20 protein-coding genes and 1 pseudogene are annotated in these 21699 nt (G+C 38.2%); 12 read left to right on the top strand and 9 right to left on the bottom strand.

Going from position 1 to position 21699, the window contains the following annotated elements; genetic code table 11:
• The first annotated feature begins 35 nt into the window (after positions 1-35).
• Genes pstC through phoR form a run of 5 tightly spaced genes read left to right on the top strand, consistent with a single transcriptional unit; the run spans position 36 to position 4641 of the window.
• Positions 36-983, top strand: a complete 948-nt coding sequence (pstC, locus tag BKL51_RS08705; RefSeq protein WP_143530578.1) for a phosphate ABC transporter permease subunit PstC — start codon at positions 36-38, stop codon at positions 981-983.
• Entirely contained in the window at positions 984-1835 is an 852-nt protein-coding gene (pstA, locus tag BKL51_RS08700; protein WP_077466313.1) for a phosphate ABC transporter permease PstA, read from the top strand.
• Between the two features lie 3 nt (positions 1836-1838).
• Positions 1839-2600 (top strand): phosphate ABC transporter ATP-binding protein PstB, encoded by a 762-nt coding sequence (pstB, locus tag BKL51_RS08695; protein ID WP_198930123.1) that lies wholly within the window; start codon positions 1839-1841, stop codon positions 2598-2600.
• Positions 2601-2650: 50 nt separating this feature from the next.
• On the top strand, positions 2651-3346 hold the full coding sequence (phoB, locus tag BKL51_RS08690; protein ID WP_077466311.1) for a phosphate regulon transcriptional regulator PhoB: 696 nt from the start codon (positions 2651-2653) through the stop codon (positions 3344-3346).
• Complete coding sequence (gene phoR, locus BKL51_RS08685) at positions 3346-4641, top strand: phosphate regulon sensor histidine kinase PhoR (protein ID WP_077466310.1); 1296 nt, start codon at positions 3346-3348, stop codon at positions 4639-4641. Before phoB ends, phoR begins: the two co-directional genes overlap by 1 nt.
• 32 nt (positions 4642-4673) lie before the next feature.
• Here the strand turns inward: phoR and recX are convergent, their stop codons facing one another.
• The 4 genes from recX to rmuC all read right to left on the bottom strand — a co-directional run bounded on the left by recX (position 4674) and on the right by rmuC (position 8692).
• Entirely contained in the window at positions 4674-5132 is a 459-nt protein-coding gene (gene recX, locus BKL51_RS08680) for a recombination regulator RecX (protein ID WP_077466309.1), read from the bottom strand.
• Between the two features lie 68 nt (positions 5133-5200).
• Entirely contained in the window at positions 5201-6310 is a 1110-nt protein-coding gene (gene recA / locus BKL51_RS08675; RefSeq protein ID WP_077466308.1) for a recombinase RecA, read from the bottom strand.
• Between the two features lie 141 nt (positions 6311-6451).
• Positions 6452-7006 (bottom strand): TIGR00645 family protein, encoded by a 555-nt coding sequence (locus tag BKL51_RS08670; protein ID WP_077466307.1) that lies wholly within the window; start codon positions 7004-7006, stop codon positions 6452-6454.
• A gap of 81 nt (positions 7007-7087) precedes the next feature.
• The gene (gene rmuC / locus BKL51_RS08665) at positions 7088-8692 is read right to left on the bottom strand and encodes a DNA recombination protein RmuC (protein ID WP_077466306.1); all 1605 of its coding nucleotides are present in this window, start codon (positions 8690-8692) and stop codon (positions 7088-7090) included.
• Positions 8693-8916: 224 nt separating this feature from the next.
• Here rmuC and BKL51_RS08660 point away from each other — a divergent pair.
• Both BKL51_RS08660 and BKL51_RS08655 read left to right on the top strand, forming a co-directional pair.
• A pseudogene (locus BKL51_RS08660) lies at positions 8917-9420 on the top strand (restriction endonuclease subunit S); the annotation flags it as partial.
• A gap of 25 nt (positions 9421-9445) precedes the next feature.
• Complete coding sequence (locus tag BKL51_RS08655; protein ID WP_077466304.1) at positions 9446-10372, top strand: site-specific integrase; 927 nt, start codon at positions 9446-9448, stop codon at positions 10370-10372.
• A 12-nt stretch (positions 10373-10384) separates the two neighbouring features.
• Here the strand turns inward: BKL51_RS08655 and BKL51_RS08650 are convergent, their stop codons facing one another.
• From BKL51_RS08650 to BKL51_RS08635, 4 genes are all read right to left on the bottom strand, one after another.
• Entirely contained in the window at positions 10385-10963 is a 579-nt protein-coding gene (locus tag BKL51_RS08650; RefSeq protein ID WP_077466303.1) for a restriction endonuclease subunit S, read from the bottom strand.
• Positions 10964-11200: 237 nt separating this feature from the next.
• On the bottom strand, positions 11201-12154 hold the full coding sequence (locus BKL51_RS08645; RefSeq protein WP_198930122.1) for an Abi family protein: 954 nt from the start codon (positions 12152-12154) through the stop codon (positions 11201-11203).
• A 1-nt stretch (position 12155) separates the two neighbouring features.
• Complete coding sequence (locus BKL51_RS08640) at positions 12156-15347, bottom strand: type I restriction endonuclease subunit R (RefSeq protein WP_233127105.1); 3192 nt, start codon at positions 15345-15347, stop codon at positions 12156-12158.
• Between the two features lie 8 nt (positions 15348-15355).
• Entirely contained in the window at positions 15356-15928 is a 573-nt protein-coding gene (locus BKL51_RS08635; RefSeq protein WP_077466301.1) for a restriction endonuclease subunit S, read from the bottom strand.
• Positions 15929-16125: 197 nt separating this feature from the next.
• Between BKL51_RS08635 and hslV the strand changes: the two genes are divergently transcribed.
• Together hslV and hslU are read left to right on the top strand one after the other, a co-directional pair.
• Positions 16126-16653: an ATP-dependent protease subunit HslV gene (gene hslV / locus BKL51_RS08630; protein WP_059365982.1), complete on the top strand. Its 528-nt coding sequence runs from the start codon at positions 16126-16128 to the stop codon at positions 16651-16653.
• Between the two features lie 10 nt (positions 16654-16663).
• Positions 16664-17998, top strand: a complete 1335-nt coding sequence (gene hslU / locus BKL51_RS08625; RefSeq protein WP_077466300.1) for an HslU--HslV peptidase ATPase subunit — start codon at positions 16664-16666, stop codon at positions 17996-17998.
• A gap of 46 nt (positions 17999-18044) precedes the next feature.
• Here hslU and BKL51_RS08620 read toward each other — a convergent pair whose 3' ends face one another.
• On the bottom strand, positions 18045-18875 hold the full coding sequence (locus BKL51_RS08620) for a neutral zinc metallopeptidase (protein WP_077466299.1): 831 nt from the start codon (positions 18873-18875) through the stop codon (positions 18045-18047).
• A gap of 168 nt (positions 18876-19043) precedes the next feature.
• Here BKL51_RS08620 and lysM point away from each other — a divergent pair, with 168 nt between their 5' ends.
• The 3 genes from lysM (at position 19044) to clpP (ending at position 21690) form a co-directional block, all read left to right on the top strand.
• Positions 19044-19484 carry a peptidoglycan-binding protein LysM gene (lysM, locus tag BKL51_RS08615; protein WP_077466298.1) on the top strand — a complete coding sequence of 147 codons (441 nt, stop codon included), beginning with the start codon at positions 19044-19046 and terminating at the stop codon, positions 19482-19484.
• 210 nt (positions 19485-19694) lie between these two features.
• A complete protein-coding gene (gene tig / locus BKL51_RS08610) occupies positions 19695-20993 on the top strand; it encodes a trigger factor (RefSeq protein ID WP_077466297.1) in 1299 nt (432 codons plus the stop codon).
• A 115-nt stretch (positions 20994-21108) separates the two neighbouring features.
• On the top strand, positions 21109-21690 hold the full coding sequence (gene clpP, locus BKL51_RS08605) for an ATP-dependent Clp endopeptidase proteolytic subunit ClpP (protein ID WP_077466321.1): 582 nt from the start codon (positions 21109-21111) through the stop codon (positions 21688-21690).
• Positions 21691-21699: the final 9 nt, after the last annotated feature.

Raw genomic sequence — 21699 nt, 5'->3', positions numbered from 1 at the left:
TCCCTCCCTTTAACGGGAGGGGATAAGGAAAAATGATGACACTTTCCAAAAAACTAAAACAACAAGCACTTATTGATGCTTTATTTGTTAATACTACCCGTTTTTTTGCTTTGTTTGTACTCGCGATACTCAGTGGTATTTTACTCTCATTGATTATCGGCGCTTATCCCGCAATGCAACAATTTGGTTTTGAATTTTTTAGTTCAAACGAATGGGATACCGTACAAGGCAAATATGGTGCACTGGCGCCTATATACGGTACGTTAGTGACTTCTATTATCGCTCTGATTATTGCTGTACCGGTTAGCTTTGGGATTGCGGTTTTTCTTACCGAACTTTGCCCTGTCGTGCTGCGCCGTCCATTAAGTATAGCAATAGAATTATTAGCCGGTATTCCTTCAATCATTTACGGGATGTGGGGATTGTTTGTGTTTGCCCCTATATTTTCCGAAACGGTTCAACCGTTTATGATTGAACATTTTAGCGACATTCCGTTAATCGGCGTATTATTTGACGGTATCCCGATGGGAATAGGGTTATTTGCGGCCGGTTTAATTCTTGCGATTATGATTATTCCTTATATCGCCTCGGTAATGCGCGATGTGTTTGAAGTAACCCCGACAATGTTGAAAGAATCTGCTTATGGATTGGGTTGTACACGTTGGGAAGTGATTCGTAGTGTGGTATTGCCCTATACAAAAGTAGGGGTAATTGGAGGAGTCATTCTTGGTTTAGGACGTGCATTAGGTGAAACAATGGCAGTTACCTTTGTTATTGGAAATACCTTTAATATCAGTGCCAGCTTAAATAACTCCGGTGTGTCGATCACTTCTGCACTTGCAAATGAATTTGCGGAAGCCGTTGATCCGATGCATTTATCTTCTCTACTTTATCTTGGGTTAATTCTTTTCGTTATCACTTTTACCGTATTGTGTCTATCAAAACTAATGTTATTAAAAGCGGTAAAATCAGAGGGACGTTAGATGAAAAACACAATAAATCATTCGTTATATGTACGCCGCCAATGGCTTAACCGTTTCTATTTAATGTTAGCTTGGGTAATGATGGGATTCGGTTTATTCTGGTTGGGTTGGATTTTTTACACTCTTCTAACAAATGGTATAAGCGGATTGGGGGGGCATCTTTTTCAGGTTGATACCTTGCCTCCTGATGCCGGCGGCGGTTTACGCAATGCTATTTGGGGGAGTTTACTCATCACCTTATTCGGGCTTTTTATCGGTACGCCAATCGGCATTTTAACCGGAGTTTATTTAGCGGAATTCGGCAGACATAGCAAAATAGCCGCTATGACCCGATTTATGAACGATATTTTGCTTTCCGCCCCTTCTATTGTTATCGGTTTATTTATCTATGGAATTATTATTGTGAAACAAGGGCATTTTTCCGGTTGGGCTGGCTCCCTTGCATTATCCTTACTGGTTATTCCTGTTGTTGTACGGACAACTGAGAATATGTTGAAATTAGTATCGAACGGTTTACGGGAAGCGGCTTATGCTTTAGGAACGCCAAAGTGGAAAATGGTTTCAATGGTCACACTAAAAGCAGCAAAAACCGGCGTGCTAACCGGCGTTCTACTTGCATTTGCCCGAATTTCAGGTGAAACCGCACCTTTGTTATTCACTGCATTAAATAATCAATTTTTCAGTTCGGATATGAATCAACCTATCGCAAATTTACCGAATGTTATTTATCAATTTGCGATGAGTCCCTATAAGGACTGGCAATCGCTCGCTTGGGCTGGAGCCCTACTTATCGCTTTTACAGTATTAATTGCTAATGTAGCAGCGAGAATTTTAGGTCGTAAAAAACACTAAGGAATGATGATGAAAACCAAAATCTCAACCCAAAATTTAAATTTTTACTATGGGCATTTCCACGCATTAAAAAATATTAATGTGGATATTTTAGAAAAAAAAGTTACGGCTTTTATCGGTCCTTCCGGCTGTGGTAAATCCACTTTGTTGCGCATATTTAACCGTATGTACGATCTTTATCCTAATATGCGTGCGGAAGGTCAATTATTATTGGATAACAAAAATATTCTTGATGCGGATGTTGATGTTAACTTATTACGAGCTAAAGTTGGAATGGTTTTCCAAAAACCAACCCCCTTCCCAATGTCCATTTATGATAATGTGACTTTTGGTGTAAAACTATATGAGAAACTCAGCAAAAGCGATTTAGATGACCGAGTGGAATGGGCATTAAAAAAATCTGCCTTGTGGACAGAAGTGAAAGATAAATTGAAACAATCCGGTAATTCTCTTTCCGGTGGACAACAACAACGTTTATGTATTGCTCGAGCCATAGCTTGTCAGCCCGAAGTATTATTACTTGACGAACCCACATCCGCTCTTGACCCTATATCAACGGCTTATATTGAAGAGTTGATTACAGAACTTAAAAATGACTATACTATTGCAATTGTAACCCATAATATGCAACAAGCGGCACGGGTCTCTGATATGACGGCTTATATGTATCTTGGCGAGCTTATCGAGATCGGTGATACCAAACAGATCTTTACTAAACCGAAACGTAAAGAAACCGAGGATTATATTACAGGTAAATTCGGTTAAAACGGCTCTAAATTTAACCGCACTTTTCAGAAAAATCCAGGGAGTAGACTATGCCAAAAGCAAATATTTTAGTGGTTGAAGACGAAGAGTCTATTGTTACATTAATTAAATTTATCTTAGAACAAGCCGGTTTTGAGGTACGTACAGCGGAAAATGTACCACAAGCAAGGCAACACATTAATGAGCAACTCCCTCATCTTATTTTATTGGACTGGATGCTGCCTGGTGTTTCTGGTGTTGAATTTACCAAAGAATTGCGTTCAATGAAGCGTACGGAAAGTTTACCTATTATCTTATTAACCGCGCGTAGTGATGAATTAGATAAGGAAAAAGGTTTAAATATTGGTGCCGACGATTATGTTACCAAGCCTTTTTCTCCAAGAGAATTGGTGGCGCGGGTCAACGCTTTTTTACGTCGCCACCATCCCCATAAAACGGATCAAACGATCAATATTAAAGGATTAAGCTTAGATCCGGTTAATAAAATTGTGATTGGCAATAATATTAGGTTAAACTTAGGGGCAACCGAATTTAAATTACTTCACTTCTTTATGACTCACCCAAATCGTCTATATAGCCGCACACAACTCCTTGATTTTGTTTGGGGTGATCACGTTTTTATGGAAGAGAGAACTATTGATGTGCATATCCGTCGTTTACGCCAGGCCCTTGAACCGGGGCGATTAGAAGGTCTATTACAAACCGTACGAGGTTCCGGTTATCGTTTCAATGCGGAAGAAGAATAATGAAATTATTTTTTCCGACCTTATTCAGATTAATGCTCACTCTATTTTGTACTGCCGGAGTGGGTTATTTAATTGCCGGTACGGAAATGATGTGGATTTCAGTTAATATTGTATTGTTGGGATGGATAAGTATTCAGCTATTTTATTTAGTCCGCTTAATTCGTTGGTTGAACGATCAGGAAAATGCGATACAGGGTTTTGGACTTTGGGGACATATTTTTGAGAAGATTTTATCTTTACGGAAAGCCAGTATAAAACGTAAAAAGGAACTTTCCGTTTCTTTAGATCGTTTTAATCAAGTTATAGAGGCTATTCCTAGTGGCATTGTTATTTTAACCGAAGGTCGTATTGAGTGGTTTAATCCTCTTGCTTGCAAACATCTTAATCTGAACTATGAAAATGATCTCAAAGGTATCCTGCAAAATCTCATTCGTTTACCTGAATTCCAACAATTTCTACAAAAGAAACTGGAAAATGAGCCTCTTACATTAAAAGTTAGCCTACCTAACGGAAATTATTTCAAGCGGATTTTACGGATCAGTCGCCAACCTTTTTATCAAAATAGCGAATTGTTGATAACGCAAGATATTACTCAAGAAGAACAATTAGATGATGCTCAAATTGCCTTTGTTGCTAATGTTTCCCACGAGTTACGAACGCCACTTACCGTGATTAACGGTTTTATAGAAACATTATCGGATATGCCCGATTTACCTATTGAACAGCGTCAACAGTTCTTAGGTTTAATGCAAAAAGAAGGGCAGCGAATGTTAAATCTTTTATCGGATTTACTGACGCTGTCTCGTTTAGAACGCGGACAGTCTACCGCCGGAGAATTTCAATATTTTGATTTATCCAAAATGGTTTATCAGGTTGTTGAAGCAACACAAAATTTTTCACGAGAAAAGCATGAGTTTATTGTAAAAATTGAACCGAATATTAATTTTTACGGATTGGAACCTGAGTTGTACAGCGCATTAAGTAATATGACTTTCAATGCGGTTCGATATACACCGGAAAAAGGCACGATTACAATTCAGCTTACCCAGCTGGGAGATAAGGCGTTTTTTTCTGTGACCGATACCGGCGTAGGTATTGCGGCAGAACATATCCCTCGATTAACAGAACGTTTTTATCGTGTTGATAATGCCCGCTCACGTCAAACCGGTGGAACGGGGCTTGGTCTTTCTATTACAAAATTTGCTTTGGCAAAATACAATGCGGAATTAGAAATAAAAAGTGAATTAGGGAAGGGAAGTTGCTTTAAAGTTGCACTCCCTATAGAAAAAGCATAGAAACGGACGCTTCATATCAAAATGAATGTAGATTAGTCAAAAAATGCCGATTCATTCCCAATAAAGTGTGAAAATTGTTCAGAAGAAAAACCGTGGGAAAGCATATAGTTCCAAATTTTTTGTTTTACTTTTGGAGAATGCTTTTCCTTGTAATTAGGGAATTTCTTACTTAAAACGGTTAAAGCAAGTTCACACCAATCTATATCACATTCCGCTAATACTTCATTGATAATCTCTGATGATATTCCCTTTAGATGTTTTAATTCCTGTCTGATTCTATTTTCACCATAGCCTCGTTGGCTCCGGTAGTGTAAATAGTTTTCCGCAAAACGTTTGTCATTCTGCCAATTTTTTTGTTGGCAGTGAGCAATAACTTCATCAATTTCTAATTCGGAAAAGGCTTTTTCTTGCATTTTATTGCGCAGTTCAAACTCACTATATTCACGTCGAGCAAGTAAATTAACCACATAACCTAGTGCAATAGAGGACATAACAGCTCCTTTAGAAAAAAGTACGGTCAATTTTGACCGCACTTTTAAGAATTAAAATAGCAAATAAATTAAAACTCATCTTCTGAACTTACTTTCTCATCCGCTTGTTCAGTATCGGCGACTAAACCCTGATCAGGATTTGCAACTAATTCGGCACGCAATTTGTTTTCTAATACTTGCGCTTTGTCAGGATTATCCAGTAACCATTTCATTGCATTTATCTTACCTTGACCAATTTTCTCACCATCGTAAGAGTACCAAGCACCGGATTTATTCACCAATTTATGTGTAACGCCAAGCTCGATTAATTCGCCGGTTTTAGAAATGCCTTCTCCATAAAGAATTTGGAATTCGACTTGGCGGAACGGGGGCGCTAATTTGTTTTTAACCACTTTAACTCTAGTGTCATTACCAATAACATTTTCACCATCTTTTACCGACCCGATTCGACGAATATCCAAACGAACCGATGCATAAAATTTTAGTGCGTTCCCGCCGGTTGTTGTTTCAGGATTTCCAAAAGATACCCCGATTTTCATCCGAATTTGGTTAATAAATATAACCAAGCAGTTTGCATTTTTAATTTGCCCGGTTAATTTACGCAAGGCTTGGGACATCAAACGCGCTTGTAACCCCATATGGGAGTCTCCCATCTCTCCCTCAATTTCGGCTTTTGGCGTTAGGGCCGCCACAGAGTCAACAATAATCACATCAACTGCTCCGGAACGTACCAAAGCATCACAAATTTCAAGGGCTTGTTCGCCGTTATCCGGCTGAGAAACTAATAACTCTTTGACATCAACACCTAATTTAGCCGCATAAATAGGATCTAAAGCATGCTCGGCATCAATAAATGCACAGGTTTTACCCGCTTTTTGAGCTTGAGCGATAACTGAAAGTGTTAATGTTGTTTTACCGGAAGATTCAGGGCCAAAGATTTCAACGATACGCCCCATTGGTAAACCACCGATACCTAAAGCAACATCAAGCCCGATAGAACCGGTAGAAATAGATTCCACATCAAGTTTTTGATTATCCCCTAATTTCATAATGGAACCTTTACCGAATTGTTTTTCAATTTGCCCCAGTGCTGCTGCAAGGGCTTTTTGTTTTTCTTCCGCTGTCGCAGGCGTTGTAGCCGTTGTTTTTCCTTTCTTTTTTTCGTCTTGTGATGCCATTTATTTTTCCTCATTAAACAAAATTTAAGGTATTTTAACTGTATTGATGTACAGTATCAAGGTTATTTTAGATAATTTTATACAAACTAAAAAAACGCCAACTTTTAGTTGGCGTTTCTGTAGGAGAAATACAACTTATTGCTAGTGGTTTTTGTGACTGGTGCTGTATAGAATTTTATCCGTATAGGCGAGAGCGATGGCGGATATAAGAAAACCTAGGTGAAGAAATAGTTCCCACATAATTGTTTTTTCAGGGATTTTTGACGCATTAACAAAGGTTTGCAATAAGTGAATCGATGAAATACTGATGATTGACATAGAAAGTTTTACTTTTAACACCGTGGCATTGACATGGCTCATCCATTCCGGTTGATCCGGATGATTGCGGGTTTTTAATTTCGACACGAAAATTTCATAGCCGCCAAGTGTGACCATCACTAATAAATTGGCAATCATCACTACATCAATTAGATTAAGTACCGCTAACATAATGGTTTCGGAGTTCATTTCATTGACGTTAATAATCAAATGCCAAAGGGATTTCAGAAATTTATAGGCATAGATCCCTTGTACGACAATTAGCCCTAAATAAATGGGTAATTGTAGCCAACGGCTAGTAAAAATAATTTTACTGAGTATGCTGGATTGGGCGTTATATTTGGAATAGGGATCGACGGGTGATTTTTGCTGTTCCATTTTGTTTCCTAAATAAAGTTGTGTCGCTAATAAAAACTGTGAAAAATAGCAGCTTTTTTGAAAATGGCAATAATGTGCAGACTATTTTTTTTCTTGAGTTATGAGGGATAAACGGCTTAAATCCACCTCATTATTTAACATTTCCACATTCGGCATTATTTTATTGGCTTTGGCGGATAAATCCTTAAAGCGTTCCACTTTACCAATTAAGCCTTGTTGTCCTACCAATGCAGTAACCGTACTATTATATTGGTTGCTGACAGTAGAAAGGGTATTTCCCAGTCTATTTAAACGTTCTGCGATTAAACAAATTTGGTTATAAATTTCCCCTGCTTTCTCACCGATTTCTTTCGCTTCTGCATTGCCTCGCTCAATACGCCACAAATTGGCAACTGTACGCAAAATAGGCATAAGAGTTGTGTGCGACACCATAATGACATTTTTCTCATAGCCGTAATTAAAAATATGGGGATCTAATTTTAACGCTTCGATATAAGCCGGTTCTACGGCAATAAACATCAACACAAAATTCGGGCTACGCATACCGATTAAGTTGCTGTAATCTTTTTTGTGCAGGTCATCAATATGATTTTTCAACGCTTTAATATGCTCTCGAAGCAGACGCTCACGCTCAAAATCATCTTCAGAATTGACCGCACTTTCATAGGCGATCAAAGACATTTTACTGTCAATGATGAGATGTTTATCATCGGGTAAATTGAGTACAAAATCAGGGTAATTACGCCCGCCTTGTTCATTTTTAAAATGGGTTTGTGCGCTGTAATGGACGTTCTCAACTAAGCCGGCGAGCTGTAATGCCCGTTCCAATTGCACTTCACCCCAATTTCCAAGGGTTTTCTTTTCACCTTTCAACGCGGAGGTTAAATTATTCGCTTCTTGCGACATATTTAACCCGATTTCCAGCACTTTCTTGATTTCAGCCTCTAAACCGGCATTGCCTTTTAATGATTCCGAGTGAATTTCATTTACACGTTTTTGAAAACCTTCAATTTGCTCACGAAAAGGTTTGAGCAGCGTTTCCAATGCGGTTTGATTGGTTTGATTAAAAGAGCGGCTCTTTTCATCTAAAATACGATTGGCGAGATTTTGAAATTCAATCTCAAGTTGTTGTTTAGATTGTTCAATATTTTGTTGTTGTTCGGCAAAATGTTTTTCTTTTTCCGCCAAAGTGGTTTTTAAACTGGTCAGTTCTTGTGAAAGTGCGGTCAATTTTTCTGTTAAATTTTGTTGCTCTTGTTCTTTACGCAAGAGGTGGCTCTGGCTTTGTTGTAGTTGGCTTTGTAAACTCTCCGCCTGTGCCGAGGCTATGCCAAAACGTTCTTTTAATGCTGTGATTTGTGTAGCGATTTGTTCATAACGAAGTTGTGATTCATCCAATTCTCTAGAAAGATAGGCGATTTTTTCATCACGTTCGATCAAGCGAACTTGTAGCCCCTCACTTTCTGTTTGGGCTTTCACGGTTTGTTGTTCCAAAAGATTTTTTTGTTGATTGAGCAAATCAAAGCGTTCGGCAAGTCGATTAAAATCAAGGTTGGTTTTATTTAAATCTTGTTGTAATTCTTGGGAATCACGCGTGCGGCGAGCGAGCAAAAAACCGAGAACAATTAGAATAAAAAGCGATATGCCAAGGAGTGTAAGAAAAGAGGGGGTAATCCAAGTTATCATAATAAGCCTCAAAATTTTTGTAAATTTTACCATAGAGGAAGAACTCAATTGAATATAAAATGTTTTAAATATTAACCGCACTTTATTTTAGTAATTCGTATTGGTACAGCCGGTTTATCCGTCTTATAGTGTAATAAAATTTCATCATTTTATTTGCAATAGCAATATAAGCGGGGAAATGTGTAAGTGATTGTTTATAAAAAACTAACGCTTGGGAACAGAGAAAGTTAAAAGAAATATCTAAAAAAGTGACTGAAAAAAATAGTAATAATCAATATACCGAAACTTTAACAAATTCGGCTGAGTTCGGTGTTATTAATCAGCGAGATTTTTTTGATAAAGATATTTCAAATTCAGCCAATCTGACGAGTTATTATATTGTTCAAAATGATGATTTTGTATATAACCCACGTATTTCAAATTTAGCTCCTGTGGGACCAGTAAAACGCAATAAATTAGGACGAACAGGCGTAATGTCGCCACTCTATTATGTTTTTCGTGTAAGAAATATTGAGAAAAATTTTTTAGAAATCTTCTTTGATACTTCAATTTGGCATAAGTTTATGAAAGAAAATGGAGATAGCGGAGCAAGAGCAGATCGTTTTGCCATTAAAGATTCTCTTTTTATTGAAATGCCAATTTGTATTCCACAAATCCAAGAACAACAAAAAATCGGCGCATTTTTCACCGCACTTGATCGCTATATCACCATTCATCAGCGTAAGTGAAATATATTCTTATAGGAGATTCATTATGAATGAGGTAACTTCAAAGCAAGAACTATTCCATCAATACTATTCACATTGGATTCATATTTATAAAGAGGGGGCAATCAGAAAAGTGACGATGGCGAAATATCTGCTTACACTGGAATGGCTCAAACGGTTGATTCCTAAGTTATTATTATGTGATCTTAATCGCATTACTTATCAAAAATTACTCAACGATTATGCTCGTTATCATGAACGACAAACTACAATGGATTTTCATCATCAGTTAAAAGGAGCTATCTTAGATGCCGTTGATGAAGGACTATTAGGTAGAGATCCCACTCGAAAGGCAATTATTAAAGGCCGGTCGCCACGTGTAAAAAAGCCCAAATATTTAAACCAATTTGAATTGCATATGTTAATTACACAATTAAGTTTAACGAAGGAACTTAATTGGGATTGGTTTATTTTATTGATTGCTAAAACAGGAATGCGCTTTTCTGAAGCATTAGCGATCACACCAAAAGATTTTGATTTTTCACATCAAACATTATCAATTAATAAAACGTGGAATTATAAAGAAGGAGGCGGTTTCTTACCCACAAAGAACCGTTCCTCTGTACGTAAAATTCCGCTTGATTGGAAAACGATTATTCAATTTTCCGATTTAATTAAAAATAGACCAGAAAATCAACCTATTTTTGTTAAACAAAAGATTTTCAATTCTACGGTTAATGACATTCTGACACGCCGATGTAAAAAAGCGAATATTCCGATTATTTCATTGCATGGTTTGCGCCATACGCATGCTTCATTGCTTTTATTTGCCGGCGTTTCTATTGCCAGTGTTGCCAGAAGATTGGGACATTCAAATATGACGACAACGCAAAAAACATATTTGCATATTATTCAAGAGTTAGAAAATCGAGACATTGATCTTGTAATGCGTTCATTATCAAATTTAAGCTAATTTTACTTTACATCACTTACGCTGATGAATGGTGATGTAGCGATCAAATGCGGTGAAAAATGCGCCGATTTTTTGTTGTTCTTCAATTTCTGGAATTAAAATATTCATCTCCATTACTTTATTCTTTGAAATGTTATATCGGGAAATACCTTGAGCTAATAAGGTAAACTTCTGACGAATTTCAGGAGAACGAAGTAAGAATGCTAAAAAATGTAAGTCCATTCTCTTGTTTAATCTATAGCCAAAACAAAAGCTATTGAGATACACATTCTCAGTATTACCAAGCCATACGGATGACATCCCGACTTCATTTGGTGTTTCTGATGATGTTGTAAATAAAATATCACCATATTTAACAGTATGTTGTTTAGGATCTATTTCAATTTGTTCAGTACCATTTAAATCTGAAATGGAATTATTAAATACATTTAAGTAAGTAATAAATTTAGCATCACCATGTCCAAAGTCCTCTTTTGTTTTTCCTGATAATCCTGTAAAAGTATTTCCTATTTCCCCCAACTTCCTCTGTTCCCAAGCGTCAGTAAATTCGGGAAAACGTAATTTTGGTGCAAGTCTTTTTTCGTTATTCATTTTGTTTTTCCTTATAATACGGTTAAAAGTGCGGTTGGTTTTTTTTGTGTAGTTTTATGCCGATATACTCGCTCTTATGCCACATAGCAAAATTTGCAATGAGTGAATCTAATCTATATCGGAAGTCGAAATTTTTACGTTGATAATTTAGAAATTTGTGATACCATTCGTACTAACATGACTGGCGCCTCTGCTTTTGCACGCGTCAGTTCTCGTTTACGGTGTTTTCCCAAAGTTCTAATTCTTCCCAATCTTCCCAATCTTGGGGTAGCCCATGTCCTGTATTGAAATTGCTCCATTTTCGGCATTTGGAAAAGACTTAAGTAGTTCATACAATCGTTTATTCCATGTAGATTTGGGATTAATCGTTAACAACATTTTCTGCATAATCACTAAATACATAAACACACGATATTGGTTTATTGAGACAAAATCATCTAGTGGTGCTGCAGTATTCACTATATTTAAATTCCATAAACGGCCATGATGAGCACAAACATTACGAATAAAATTTAAACTTTTTAGCCATTGTTCTAACGTTTTCCCATGTTTCACGCCATATTTTTTAGCAATCATATTTTTATCATGGAAACGCATGCCCGCAAAGAGTTGTGATAATAGACCAAAGTCCCAAACTTCAGCAGATACCCAAATTGGTAAGACGCCTCCATATTGTTTCATATAATGTTTAATCGACTCTCGGTTTTTTGCTCGTTCAACGAGCTTGTTGTGTTTTTCTTTCCATCGTACATATTTATCTGTGTTTACAAAATTCGGATGTAAACAACATATGTTATTCCTTGTTTGTGGATCAGTTTGATGAGGTTCAATATGGGCTAGTGGATGTAATTTCCCTAATAAATGTACCACGTCATTTCTAACTGCCATTTCAATACGCTCTAATGCATCTAATGCGAGTAGGCGTAACTTTTTGTCAAAAATATATAAATTTAGAACGGTGGAAAAGTAGGTGTCCGGTTTAAAATCGTCTAACAATACCAATTTTGCTTTTTGTTGGGATTGTAGTTCGTTCTTCTGTCTAAATGGATGCCAATAGCCACTTAATCGGTAATAGCCAATATTTTCCAAATAGTGTAGCGCCTGTTGCTGACACTCAACACCCATTCCTCGGCTTATCAACAATTCAAGTAAATCTTTATAATCTTTCCAAGATTTGATTTCTTTTACCATGTTAATTTTCCCCCACAAACTCATCCGCTAGCTCATAAATGGCATTACGCAATTGATTGCGATATTTCATTTTAGTTAGTTTTTTTACATCATCATTCTGCGCAAGTTCGGGATAAGTGAGACCTGCTTGTTTGATTAAATCCGTGAGTTGATCATTATCATCTAAATCTTTTTGTTGAAATTGGTGTTTCGCAAAAAGTTGACGAAGTTGTGCGTTCGTCAGGATTTCTGTTAATCCCCATTGCAGGCGGAAATCTAAAAATTGTTGATCTTGGCTTGCGTGATTTGCCTGTTCGACAATGGAAACGCCGTCTTTTTTAAATGCATCTTTTAATTTGAAAAAGCCTTTCATGATAGCTTTTGCAGCTCCGCTAATTCGATTTGCAAAGCTACGATCTTCCAAGCCATTGGCAAATTTTTCCAATTCTTTCTCGGTTTCTTTGGCGTTTTCGGTTTCACCCGCTTCGATTTGTTTGAGTAAGGTGGTGATCAACTCTGTTAAATAATCATAGTTAATTTCAACATCTTTCACGTGGGTCATTTTTAGCTCAATTTGAATCACCGGTACATTTCGGCTTTTTGCCAAATGCAGTTTGAGTTCGTTCGTCAATGTATTGGTGAGCATACTTTCTTCTTCGTTGCTCATACCAAGTTCGTGAATCAGTTTATCGGGATTTTCATAATCAAAGCCAATGATTTCACCGTTTTCATTTTCCACAGAATATTGTTTCATTTTGGCTATATTGGCTGTATAGGTGCGTAATTGTTCAAACATTTCCCATTTTTTCGCTTCAGATGGCGGTAATTGGGTAAAGTTATCTGTTATTTCACGGAGTTTTTTGACAATGCTTTTGGTTTCATTGAGCAATGCTTCGTATTTTGGTGCAGTAATATTGTCTTTAATATTATTAGTTTTCCGCTCTTCATCAGATAATTTGGCGGAATCCTTATTAGCATAAATGGAGAGGGCTTCGTTCATTAAATTTTCATTATGTGCCGGCCACCGATAATTGATAATGCGCCCCCAAGGCTTTTCCTGCATATCAGAAACCCGATTGGTTCTTGAATAAGCCTGAATTAGTCCGGCTCCTTTCAAAGTGCGATCAACATAGAGTGTATTTAATTCGGGGGCATCAAATCCTGTGAGCAGTTGATCGACTACAATGACAAGATCGAGATACTGTTTGTCCGCCACCGTACGGTTTAATCGGCTGGTGACATCTTGGGTATATGCCGATACATCAGACATGGAAAAATTGGTGCCAAATTCCTTATTATAGTGCTGGATTGCTTCAAATAACCCTTGGTTGGTTTCCAGCATGGTGTCGTTATTGCTTGTATTTTGACTAAAGGTGACGGCAACTTTAAGCAAAAACTCGCCATTTTCCGACCGCACTTTATTTACACGTTGGAACTCACGAAAATACATCATCGCCATTGGTGTACTGGCTTTGCCTCCACCGACATGGGTAGTGAGCAAGGCATTGTATCGTCCACAATTACGTTTATTGTCCCAATTTGAACGATTTTTCCAATGTTTGAAAATATCTTCTACGACTAATTTTATATGCTCTTCATTTTCATCATAAAAACTGGATTCAATGCTATCGTCCATGTCTTGTTGGGTTAAGTTGGCAATTTTCAATGCAATTTGTTTTTCGCTCCAATGTGGATATTTACGGCGATAGAATTTCGGAAGATGATCTTTTTTCATGCTTTTTTCGCTAATTGTGGTTTCAAAATCCACTTTAAAGCCCAAGACATTACGATCTGCAATGGCTTCTCGAATTGTATAGGCGTGCAAGAGCTCACCAAAAATATCTTCGGTTCGTAAACCTTTCGTAGTTTCATCAAGCATCGGCGTACCGGTATAACCAATCCATGCGGAATGTTTGAATGCTTTCTGAATAGCACTAAAATTTTCACTTCCGGTGGAGCGGTGGGCTTCGTCCACAATAAATACAATATTTTTCTCAGGGGCTTTAAAAGAGGCACGCTTAACCAACGTATCTAACTTTTGTACGGAGGTCACGATAATTTGGCTACCTTTGCTATGCAATTTACGATTTAAATCAGTAGTATTGTTGGTATCAAGTACGCTGCCTAGACTATCTTCACTCGCATCAGGATCATAAGCTCGATAATTCTCATTTGTTTGAGTAGTTAATGCAATTCGATCCACTAGAAACACTACTTTATCCACTTTTGGTGAACGGCTTGCCAGCCAAGCGGTTTTAAAGCTAGTGATGGTTTTGCCTGAGCCTGTGGTATGCCAAATGTAACCGAGCTTATTTAACGATTGATCAAAATCTGCCCGTTTTAATTTATCCATTACTCGACGTGTTGCATAAACCTGATAAGGACGCATCACTTTTAGCGTTTGCTTGTTCGGTGTGCCATCTAAAATCATATAATTAGTCGCCATCTGATGGGCCATAGGAATACTCAACATAGAATCGGCAAACTCTTTCCATTTATAAACGGGCTTGTTATCCGATTGCCGTTGCCAGTTAAAAGCAAAATCTTTATTAAAACGATCGGCTGTAGTATTCGCCATATATTTCACATTATTGGGGGTAATTGCGATTAAGATTTGGAGTGTAGAAAAAATATCACTGTATTGATTTTCTGCGATATATTGATGCATTTGATTTAATGCTTCATTGATATCCCGTGTTTCTTTTTTTTCTTCAATTTGAATGATCGGTAAGCCATTAATCAATAATGTGGTATCAAAACAACGATTTTCTTTGCCTGCAATCACTGCGGGGCGTTTAATTTGATTCACAATTTGATATACCGTATCGCCTGCACCAATTTGTTTTTGGTCAAATACCGTTAAAAAAACATGGCGCTCATCATCTAAATCAATTTCAATTTGTGATACGCCATTTGTGCCATAAAGGAATTGCCCGGCGGCATAAGGGGTGGATAAATTAGATATTGTTCGTTTAACTTGTGCAAATTCCACCGCACTTAAAGGACGATTTAAGGTTTTTTGATTGAGTTTTTCTAAAATTTGTTTGAAGTTTTCCCATAAATCTTCAGTCGTTTTAATATGGGGTTCATAACGCCAAAGTTTAGTACGAACGATATAGTCTGCGCTTGGTTCAGAAACGGCATTTTCGGTCGCAGTGATCGTACCGGTACAAAGGTATTCAATTAAGGTTTTTTCAAATTTTAATTCTGGCATTTTATTTGTCATCTTACACTCACATTTTGTAATTGTTTCAATACTAGTTGTCTTTCAAGATAAGCAACTCGCTGTTTTAGATAGGTCAATTTTTGTTGTTTAAGGTAGATATCTCCGATGAGTCGTTGCTTTGATAAGGTTGGTAATTTGGGTAATTTGAGTGATTTAAGCTGTTTTGTCGTATATTTCAGCACTTGAGAGCCCTGTAAGCCACAAGATAATTGTTTGTGAAGAGTCTGATTTTCGTTTAGTAAATAAATCAAATAACCTGCATCAATCTGGGCTTTCGGTACTAATTTGACATAATTTTGAGTGTACAAAAAATGATGATGTAATTTACCTACTTGAGCTGCTTTTCCTGAAATTAAACTAAAAACAACATCACCGATAGAAAGTAGGCTGGTAATCCGATCAAAAGTTCTTATTTCTTTAGATGAAACGGGAGCGTCCGATAGATTTAGATCTTGCTCAAGGTGAGCTTGGGAATAATAGCTATACACAGAGGCATTTGTATCACTGGTTTCGGTTATGCGGAACTGAGCCTGACCGCTATGAAGTTCTACGATATCACTCAATAACATACGATAAAATGTGCCTTCTTAAGATTACATTGAGTGAATTGTAAACTAAATTTACATGATTGAATGTTTTTTGTAATTTTTCTAAATTACATTGGGTTATTTCTATTTGCGAGAAGTAAATAATCAATTAATAGTCTTGAATTTTCCAAATCTTGTCGCCATATAACGGGCAAGTTTTTTCAAAAAAGGACAGAAGAATGACTACAATCGTCAGTGTGCGCCGTAATGGGCAAGTGGTGGTAGGAGGAGACGGACAAGTTTCTTTAGGCAATACCGTGATGAAAGGCAATGCACGCAAAGTACGCCGTTTATACAATGGTAAGGTGTTGGCCGGTTTTGCCGGTGGGACGGCGGACGCTTTCACGTTGTTTGAATTATTTGAACGTAAGTTGGAAATGCACCAAGGACATTTGTTAAAAAGTGCGGTGGAATTAGCGAAAGATTGGCGAACGGATCGTGCGTTGCGTAAATTAGAGGCTATGTTGATTGTAGCGGATGAAAAAGAAAGCCTAATTATCACCGGTATCGGTGATGTGGTACAACCGGAAGAAGATCAAATTTTAGCTATCGGTTCCGGTGGCAATTACGCACTATCCGCTGCACGTGCATTGGTAGAAAACACGGATCTTTCCGCTCGTGAAATTGTCGAAAAATCATTAAAAATTGCAGGTGATATTTGTGTGTTCACTAACACCAATTTCACTATTGAAGAATTACCGAATTAAGGAAAATATTATGTCTGAAATGACTCCTCGAGAAATTGTTTCTGAATTAGATCAACATATTATTGGGCAGGTGGATGCCAAAAGAGCGGTCGCTATTGCACTTCGTAATCGTTGGCGTCGTATGCAACTTCAAGAACCGCTACGCCATGAAGTAACTCCTAAAAATATTTTAATGATTGGACCGACCGGTGTGGGTAAAACAGAAATTGCCCGCCGTTTGGCAAAGTTAGCCAATGCACCTTTCATTAAAGTGGAGGCTACTAAATTTACCGAAGTCGGGTATGTGGGAAAGGAAGTCGATTCGATTATTCGTGATTTAACGGATAGCGCAATGAAATTGGTTCGCCAACAAGAAATTGCAAAAAATCGTGCGAAAGCCGAAGATACGGCGGAAGAACGTATTCTTGATGCGTTGTTACCACCGGCAAAAAATCAGTGGGGTAAAGTTGAAAACAACGATAACAACGGTAGTACGCGTCAGGCATTTCGTAAAAAATTGCGTGAAGGTCAGTTAGACGATAAAGAGATTGAAATTGATGTTTCCGCCGGTGTTTCCATGGGGGTGGAAATTATGGCACCTCCGGGAATGGAAGAAATGACAAGCCAGTTACAATCTATGTTCCAAAATCTTGGTAGTGAAAAAACCAAAAAACGCAAAATGAAAATCAAAGACGCATTAAAAACGTTGATTGATGACGAAGCAGCGAAACTGATTAATCCGGAAGAGTTAAAACAAAAAGCCATTGATGCGGTAGAGCAAAACGGCATCGTGTTTATTGATGAGATTGATAAAATCTGTAAAAAAGGCGAATACAGCGGCGCCGATGTTTCCCGTGAAGGGGTACAACGTGATTTGCTCCCGTTAGTAGAAGGCTCAACGGTCAGCACCAAGCATGGTATGGTGAAAACGGATCATATTTTATTTATTGCATCGGGTGCCTTCCAAGTGGCACGCCCTTCCGATTTAATTCCGGAGTTACAGGGACGTTTGCCGATTCGTGTGGAACTTTCCGCCCTAAGTGCGGCTGATTTTGAGCGTATTTTAACGGAACCTAATGCCTCATTAACGGAACAATATAAAGCCTTAATGGCAACGGAAGGGGTGAATATTGAATTTACCCAAGAGGCGGTGAAAAAAATCGCCGAAGCGGCATTCCGTGTCAATGAAAAAACGGAAAATATTGGGGCTCGTCGTTTGCATACGGTGATGGAGCGTTTGATGGATAAAATATCCTTTAATGCCAGTGATATGAATGGTCAAACCGTCAATATTGATGAGGCCTATGTGATGGATGCACTAGGTGAAGTCGTCGAAAGCGAAGATTTGAGCCGTTTTATCCTCTAATTAATTTTTAAGCAAAAAGGTCTAGCAAACGCTAGACCTTTCTTTTTTAATTAAAAGTATTACACTGGCTCGGGTTGCCCGTTTGTAGTCCTTTTCTAAACCAAGTTAGGCGTTGTGCGGAGGTGCCATGGGTGAAACTATCCGGTACCACATAGCCTTGTCCGCGTTTTTGTAAGCGGTCATCCCCAACTGCCTCCGCTGCGTTAAAGGCTTTTTCTTCATCTCCTCGCTCAAATAAGCCGCTTTTCACCGCTTGATTTGCCCAAACTCCGGCAAAACAGTCCGCTTGTAGCTCCAATTTTACTGAAAGTTGGTTAGCGGTTTTGCGATCGGTACTTTGTTGTGCGCGGTGAACTTGCCCTAAGACTCCGAGTAAATTTTGTACATGGTGTCCAACTTCGTGAGCAATGACATAAGCAAAAGCTGAATCGCCGGCAGCGCCCAATTTATTTTTCATATCGTTATAAAAGGATAAATCCAAGTAAACCTTGTGATCATTCGGGCAGTAGAACGGCCCCATCGCCGATTGCCCTGTGCCACAGGCAGTAGAGGTTGCACCGCTGTAGAGTACCATTACGGGTTCTTGATATTGATGCCCCGTTTGTTTGAAGTAATTTCCCCACACGGTTTCGGTATCTGCTAACACGACTTTTGACAAACCGGTAAGTTGTTGTTCTTCGTGAGTTTCTAATCGTTGGGAGGATTGACCTGAAAAATCAGGCGTACCGACCAAACTGGATAAATCAACGCCATAATAAGCCCCCACCAATAAAATAATCAATCCTAAAATACCGGTGCCTTTTCCACCGCCAAAATTGCCGCCGGAACCCCGTCTGTCTTCGATATTTGAGCTCTCTCTTCTACCTTGCCAACGCATAATCGCCTCTTTATCTGTGATTGAAAATGAATGCATTCTACCAAAGTGCGGTCAGCTTTAAAGTTTTTTTGCTGAAAGATTTACAAGTATTTATGCAGTGTTTTATAGACTTCCTCATCATTTTTCAGTATTGTAGGAAACGAGATTCACAACTGAAAAGGAGTAAAAATGGGCTTATTTGATTTTGTTGGTGATATTGGCAGAAAACTTTTTTCTAAAGAGGAAGATGCATCAAAAGCGGTGACACAGCACATCGCAGAAGATAATCCTGGTGTAGAAAATCTTTCTGTTACCGTTGAAAATGGGGTGGCAAATATTCAAGGTGTCGCTTCTACTGCGGCAGCTTTGGAAAAAGCGGTTTTAATGGCGGGAAACATTCAAGGTATTACTTCCGTTACCAGCGATGCAACCATCAGTAATGGTGAAGCTTTATCATCTGACGATACCTTTTATGTGATTCAAAAAGGCGATACGCTTTGGAAAATTGCAGAAAAAACTTACGGTAACGGGGCAAAATACACAGCGATAGTCGAAGCCAATAAAGAGGTGATTAAAGACGCGGATAAAATTTTCCCGGGGCAGAAAATTCGCTTACCGAAAGGTTTATAAGAACTTAAAAGTGCGGTCATTTTAAACCGCACTTTTTTATTTAGATTTTGCTGATTAATTCATCAAATTGGGTAACTTTTTGTTTGATTTATCGACTTTCTATCGACTGGCTGATTTTATTTCGTTATAATTCCGCAGTTTTTTCATTATTATTTTTAACAACGTGTTCGGTGTGAGTTTTACCGAGTGCAACATTAATTGAGGTTACAAATGTCATTAAATATTGAAACAACCCAAGGTTTAGAGCGCCGCGTGGCTATCACCGTTCCTGCGGAAACTGTTGAAAAAGCAACCCGTGAAGAATTTAAACGTGCGACAAAAAATGTGCGTGTAGACGGGTTCCGTAAAGGTAAAGTTCCTGCACACATTATTGAACAACGTTTTGGCGCATCGATTCGTCAAGATGTATTAAACGATTTATTACCTCGTCATTTTTTTGACGCGGTCATCGCAGAAAAAATCAATATTGCAGGTCGTCCGACATTTGCAATCGAAACTTTTGAACAAGGCAAAGATTTAGTATTTAACGCCACTTTTGAAGTATATCCGGAAGTGAAGTTACAGGGTTTAGAAAATATCAAAGTTGAAAAACCAACAGTTGAAATTACGGATGCAGACATTGATAAAATGATTGATGTATTGCGTAAACAACAAGCGACTTGGTCTGAGAGCCAAGATGTAGCAAAAGCTGATGATCGTGTCACGATTGACTTCGTAGGAGCTATCGATGGTGAAGAGTTTGAGGGCGGAAAAGCCTCCGACTTCGTTTTGTTTATGGGGCAAGGACGTATGATTCCGGGTTTTGAGGACGGTATCGTAGGTCATAAAGCCGGTGAGCAATTTGATATTGATGTCACTTTCCCTGAGGAATATCACGCAGAGAATTTGAAAGGTAAAGCCGCGAAATTTGCAATTACTTTGAAAAAAGTTGAAAACATGGTATTACCTGAATTAACCGATGAATTTGTGGCTAAATTCGGTCCAAATACCAAAACGGTTGAAGACTTACGTGCGGAAATCCGTAAAAATATGGCTCGTGAATTGAAAAATGCATTAGTTTCTCGTGTTAAACAACAGGTTATTAACGGTCTAATCGAGCAAAACCCGATTGATGTTCCGACATCTGCGGTTGAAGAAGAAATTAATGTATTGCGTAATCAAGCGGCACAACGTTTTGGCGGTAATGCCCAACAAACGGCACAATTACCTCGCGAATTGTTTGAAGCGGATGCAAAACGCCGTGTTCAAGTCGGTTTATTATTCTCAGAAGTAATCAAATCAAACGAATTAAAAGCGGATGAAGATCGCGCGAAAGCGATGATCGAAGATATTGCTTCAGCATACGAGCAACCGGCGGAAGTGGTTGAATATTACAGCAAAAATGAAGAATTAATGAATAATATTCGCAATGTTGTGTTAGAAGAACAAGCGGTTGATGCGATTCTTGCCAAAGCACAAGTGACGGAAAAAGTTTCTTCATTTGATGAAGTAATGAATCCACAAGCATAATTATTTTTGATTAAAAAGTGCGGTCGTTATTTATAGTGAATTTCGACCGCATTTTTGTTTTAACTGAAAATCGAGTAAAATGTTGCCCGATTTTTTATATGATTTAGGGGCAAAAATGAGCGTAATTCCTATGGTCGTAGAACAAACCTCACGAGGTGAACGTTCTTACGATATTTATTCCCGTCTATTAAAAGAACGTGTGATTTTCCTAAGCGGCGAAGTTGAAGATCGTATGGCAAACTTGATAGTTGCACAGTTACTTTTTTTAGAGTCGGAGGATCCGACGAAAGACATTAATATTTATATTAATTCACCAGGCGGTTCGGTAACTGCCGGCATGGCAATTTACGATACGATGCAATTTATCAAACCGGATATACGAACGCTCTGTATTGGACAGGCATGTTCTATGGGAGCATTCTTATTGGCAGGCGGTACGGCGGGTAAACGTGCAGCATTGCCGAACGCGCGTGTTATGATTCACCAACCGTTGGGCGGATTCCGTGGTCAAGCGTCGGATATTCAGATTCATGCGCAAGAAATTTTGAAAATTAAGCACACCTTAAATGAACGCTTAGCCTTTCACACCGGGCAAAGTATTGAACGTATTGAGCAAGATACCGATCGCGATAACTTTATGTCCGCAGAAGAAGCAAAAAATTATGGGTTAGTGGATAACGTATTGATTAAGCGTTAAGGATTTAAG

This window comes from Rodentibacter sp. Ppn85, assembly GCF_001999335.1.
In the GTDB taxonomy this organism is placed as follows: domain Bacteria; phylum Pseudomonadota; class Gammaproteobacteria; order Enterobacterales; family Pasteurellaceae; genus Rodentibacter.
The sequence above is the reverse complement of the archived record's forward strand: the minus strand, read 5'-3'. Positions and strand labels throughout refer to the sequence as shown.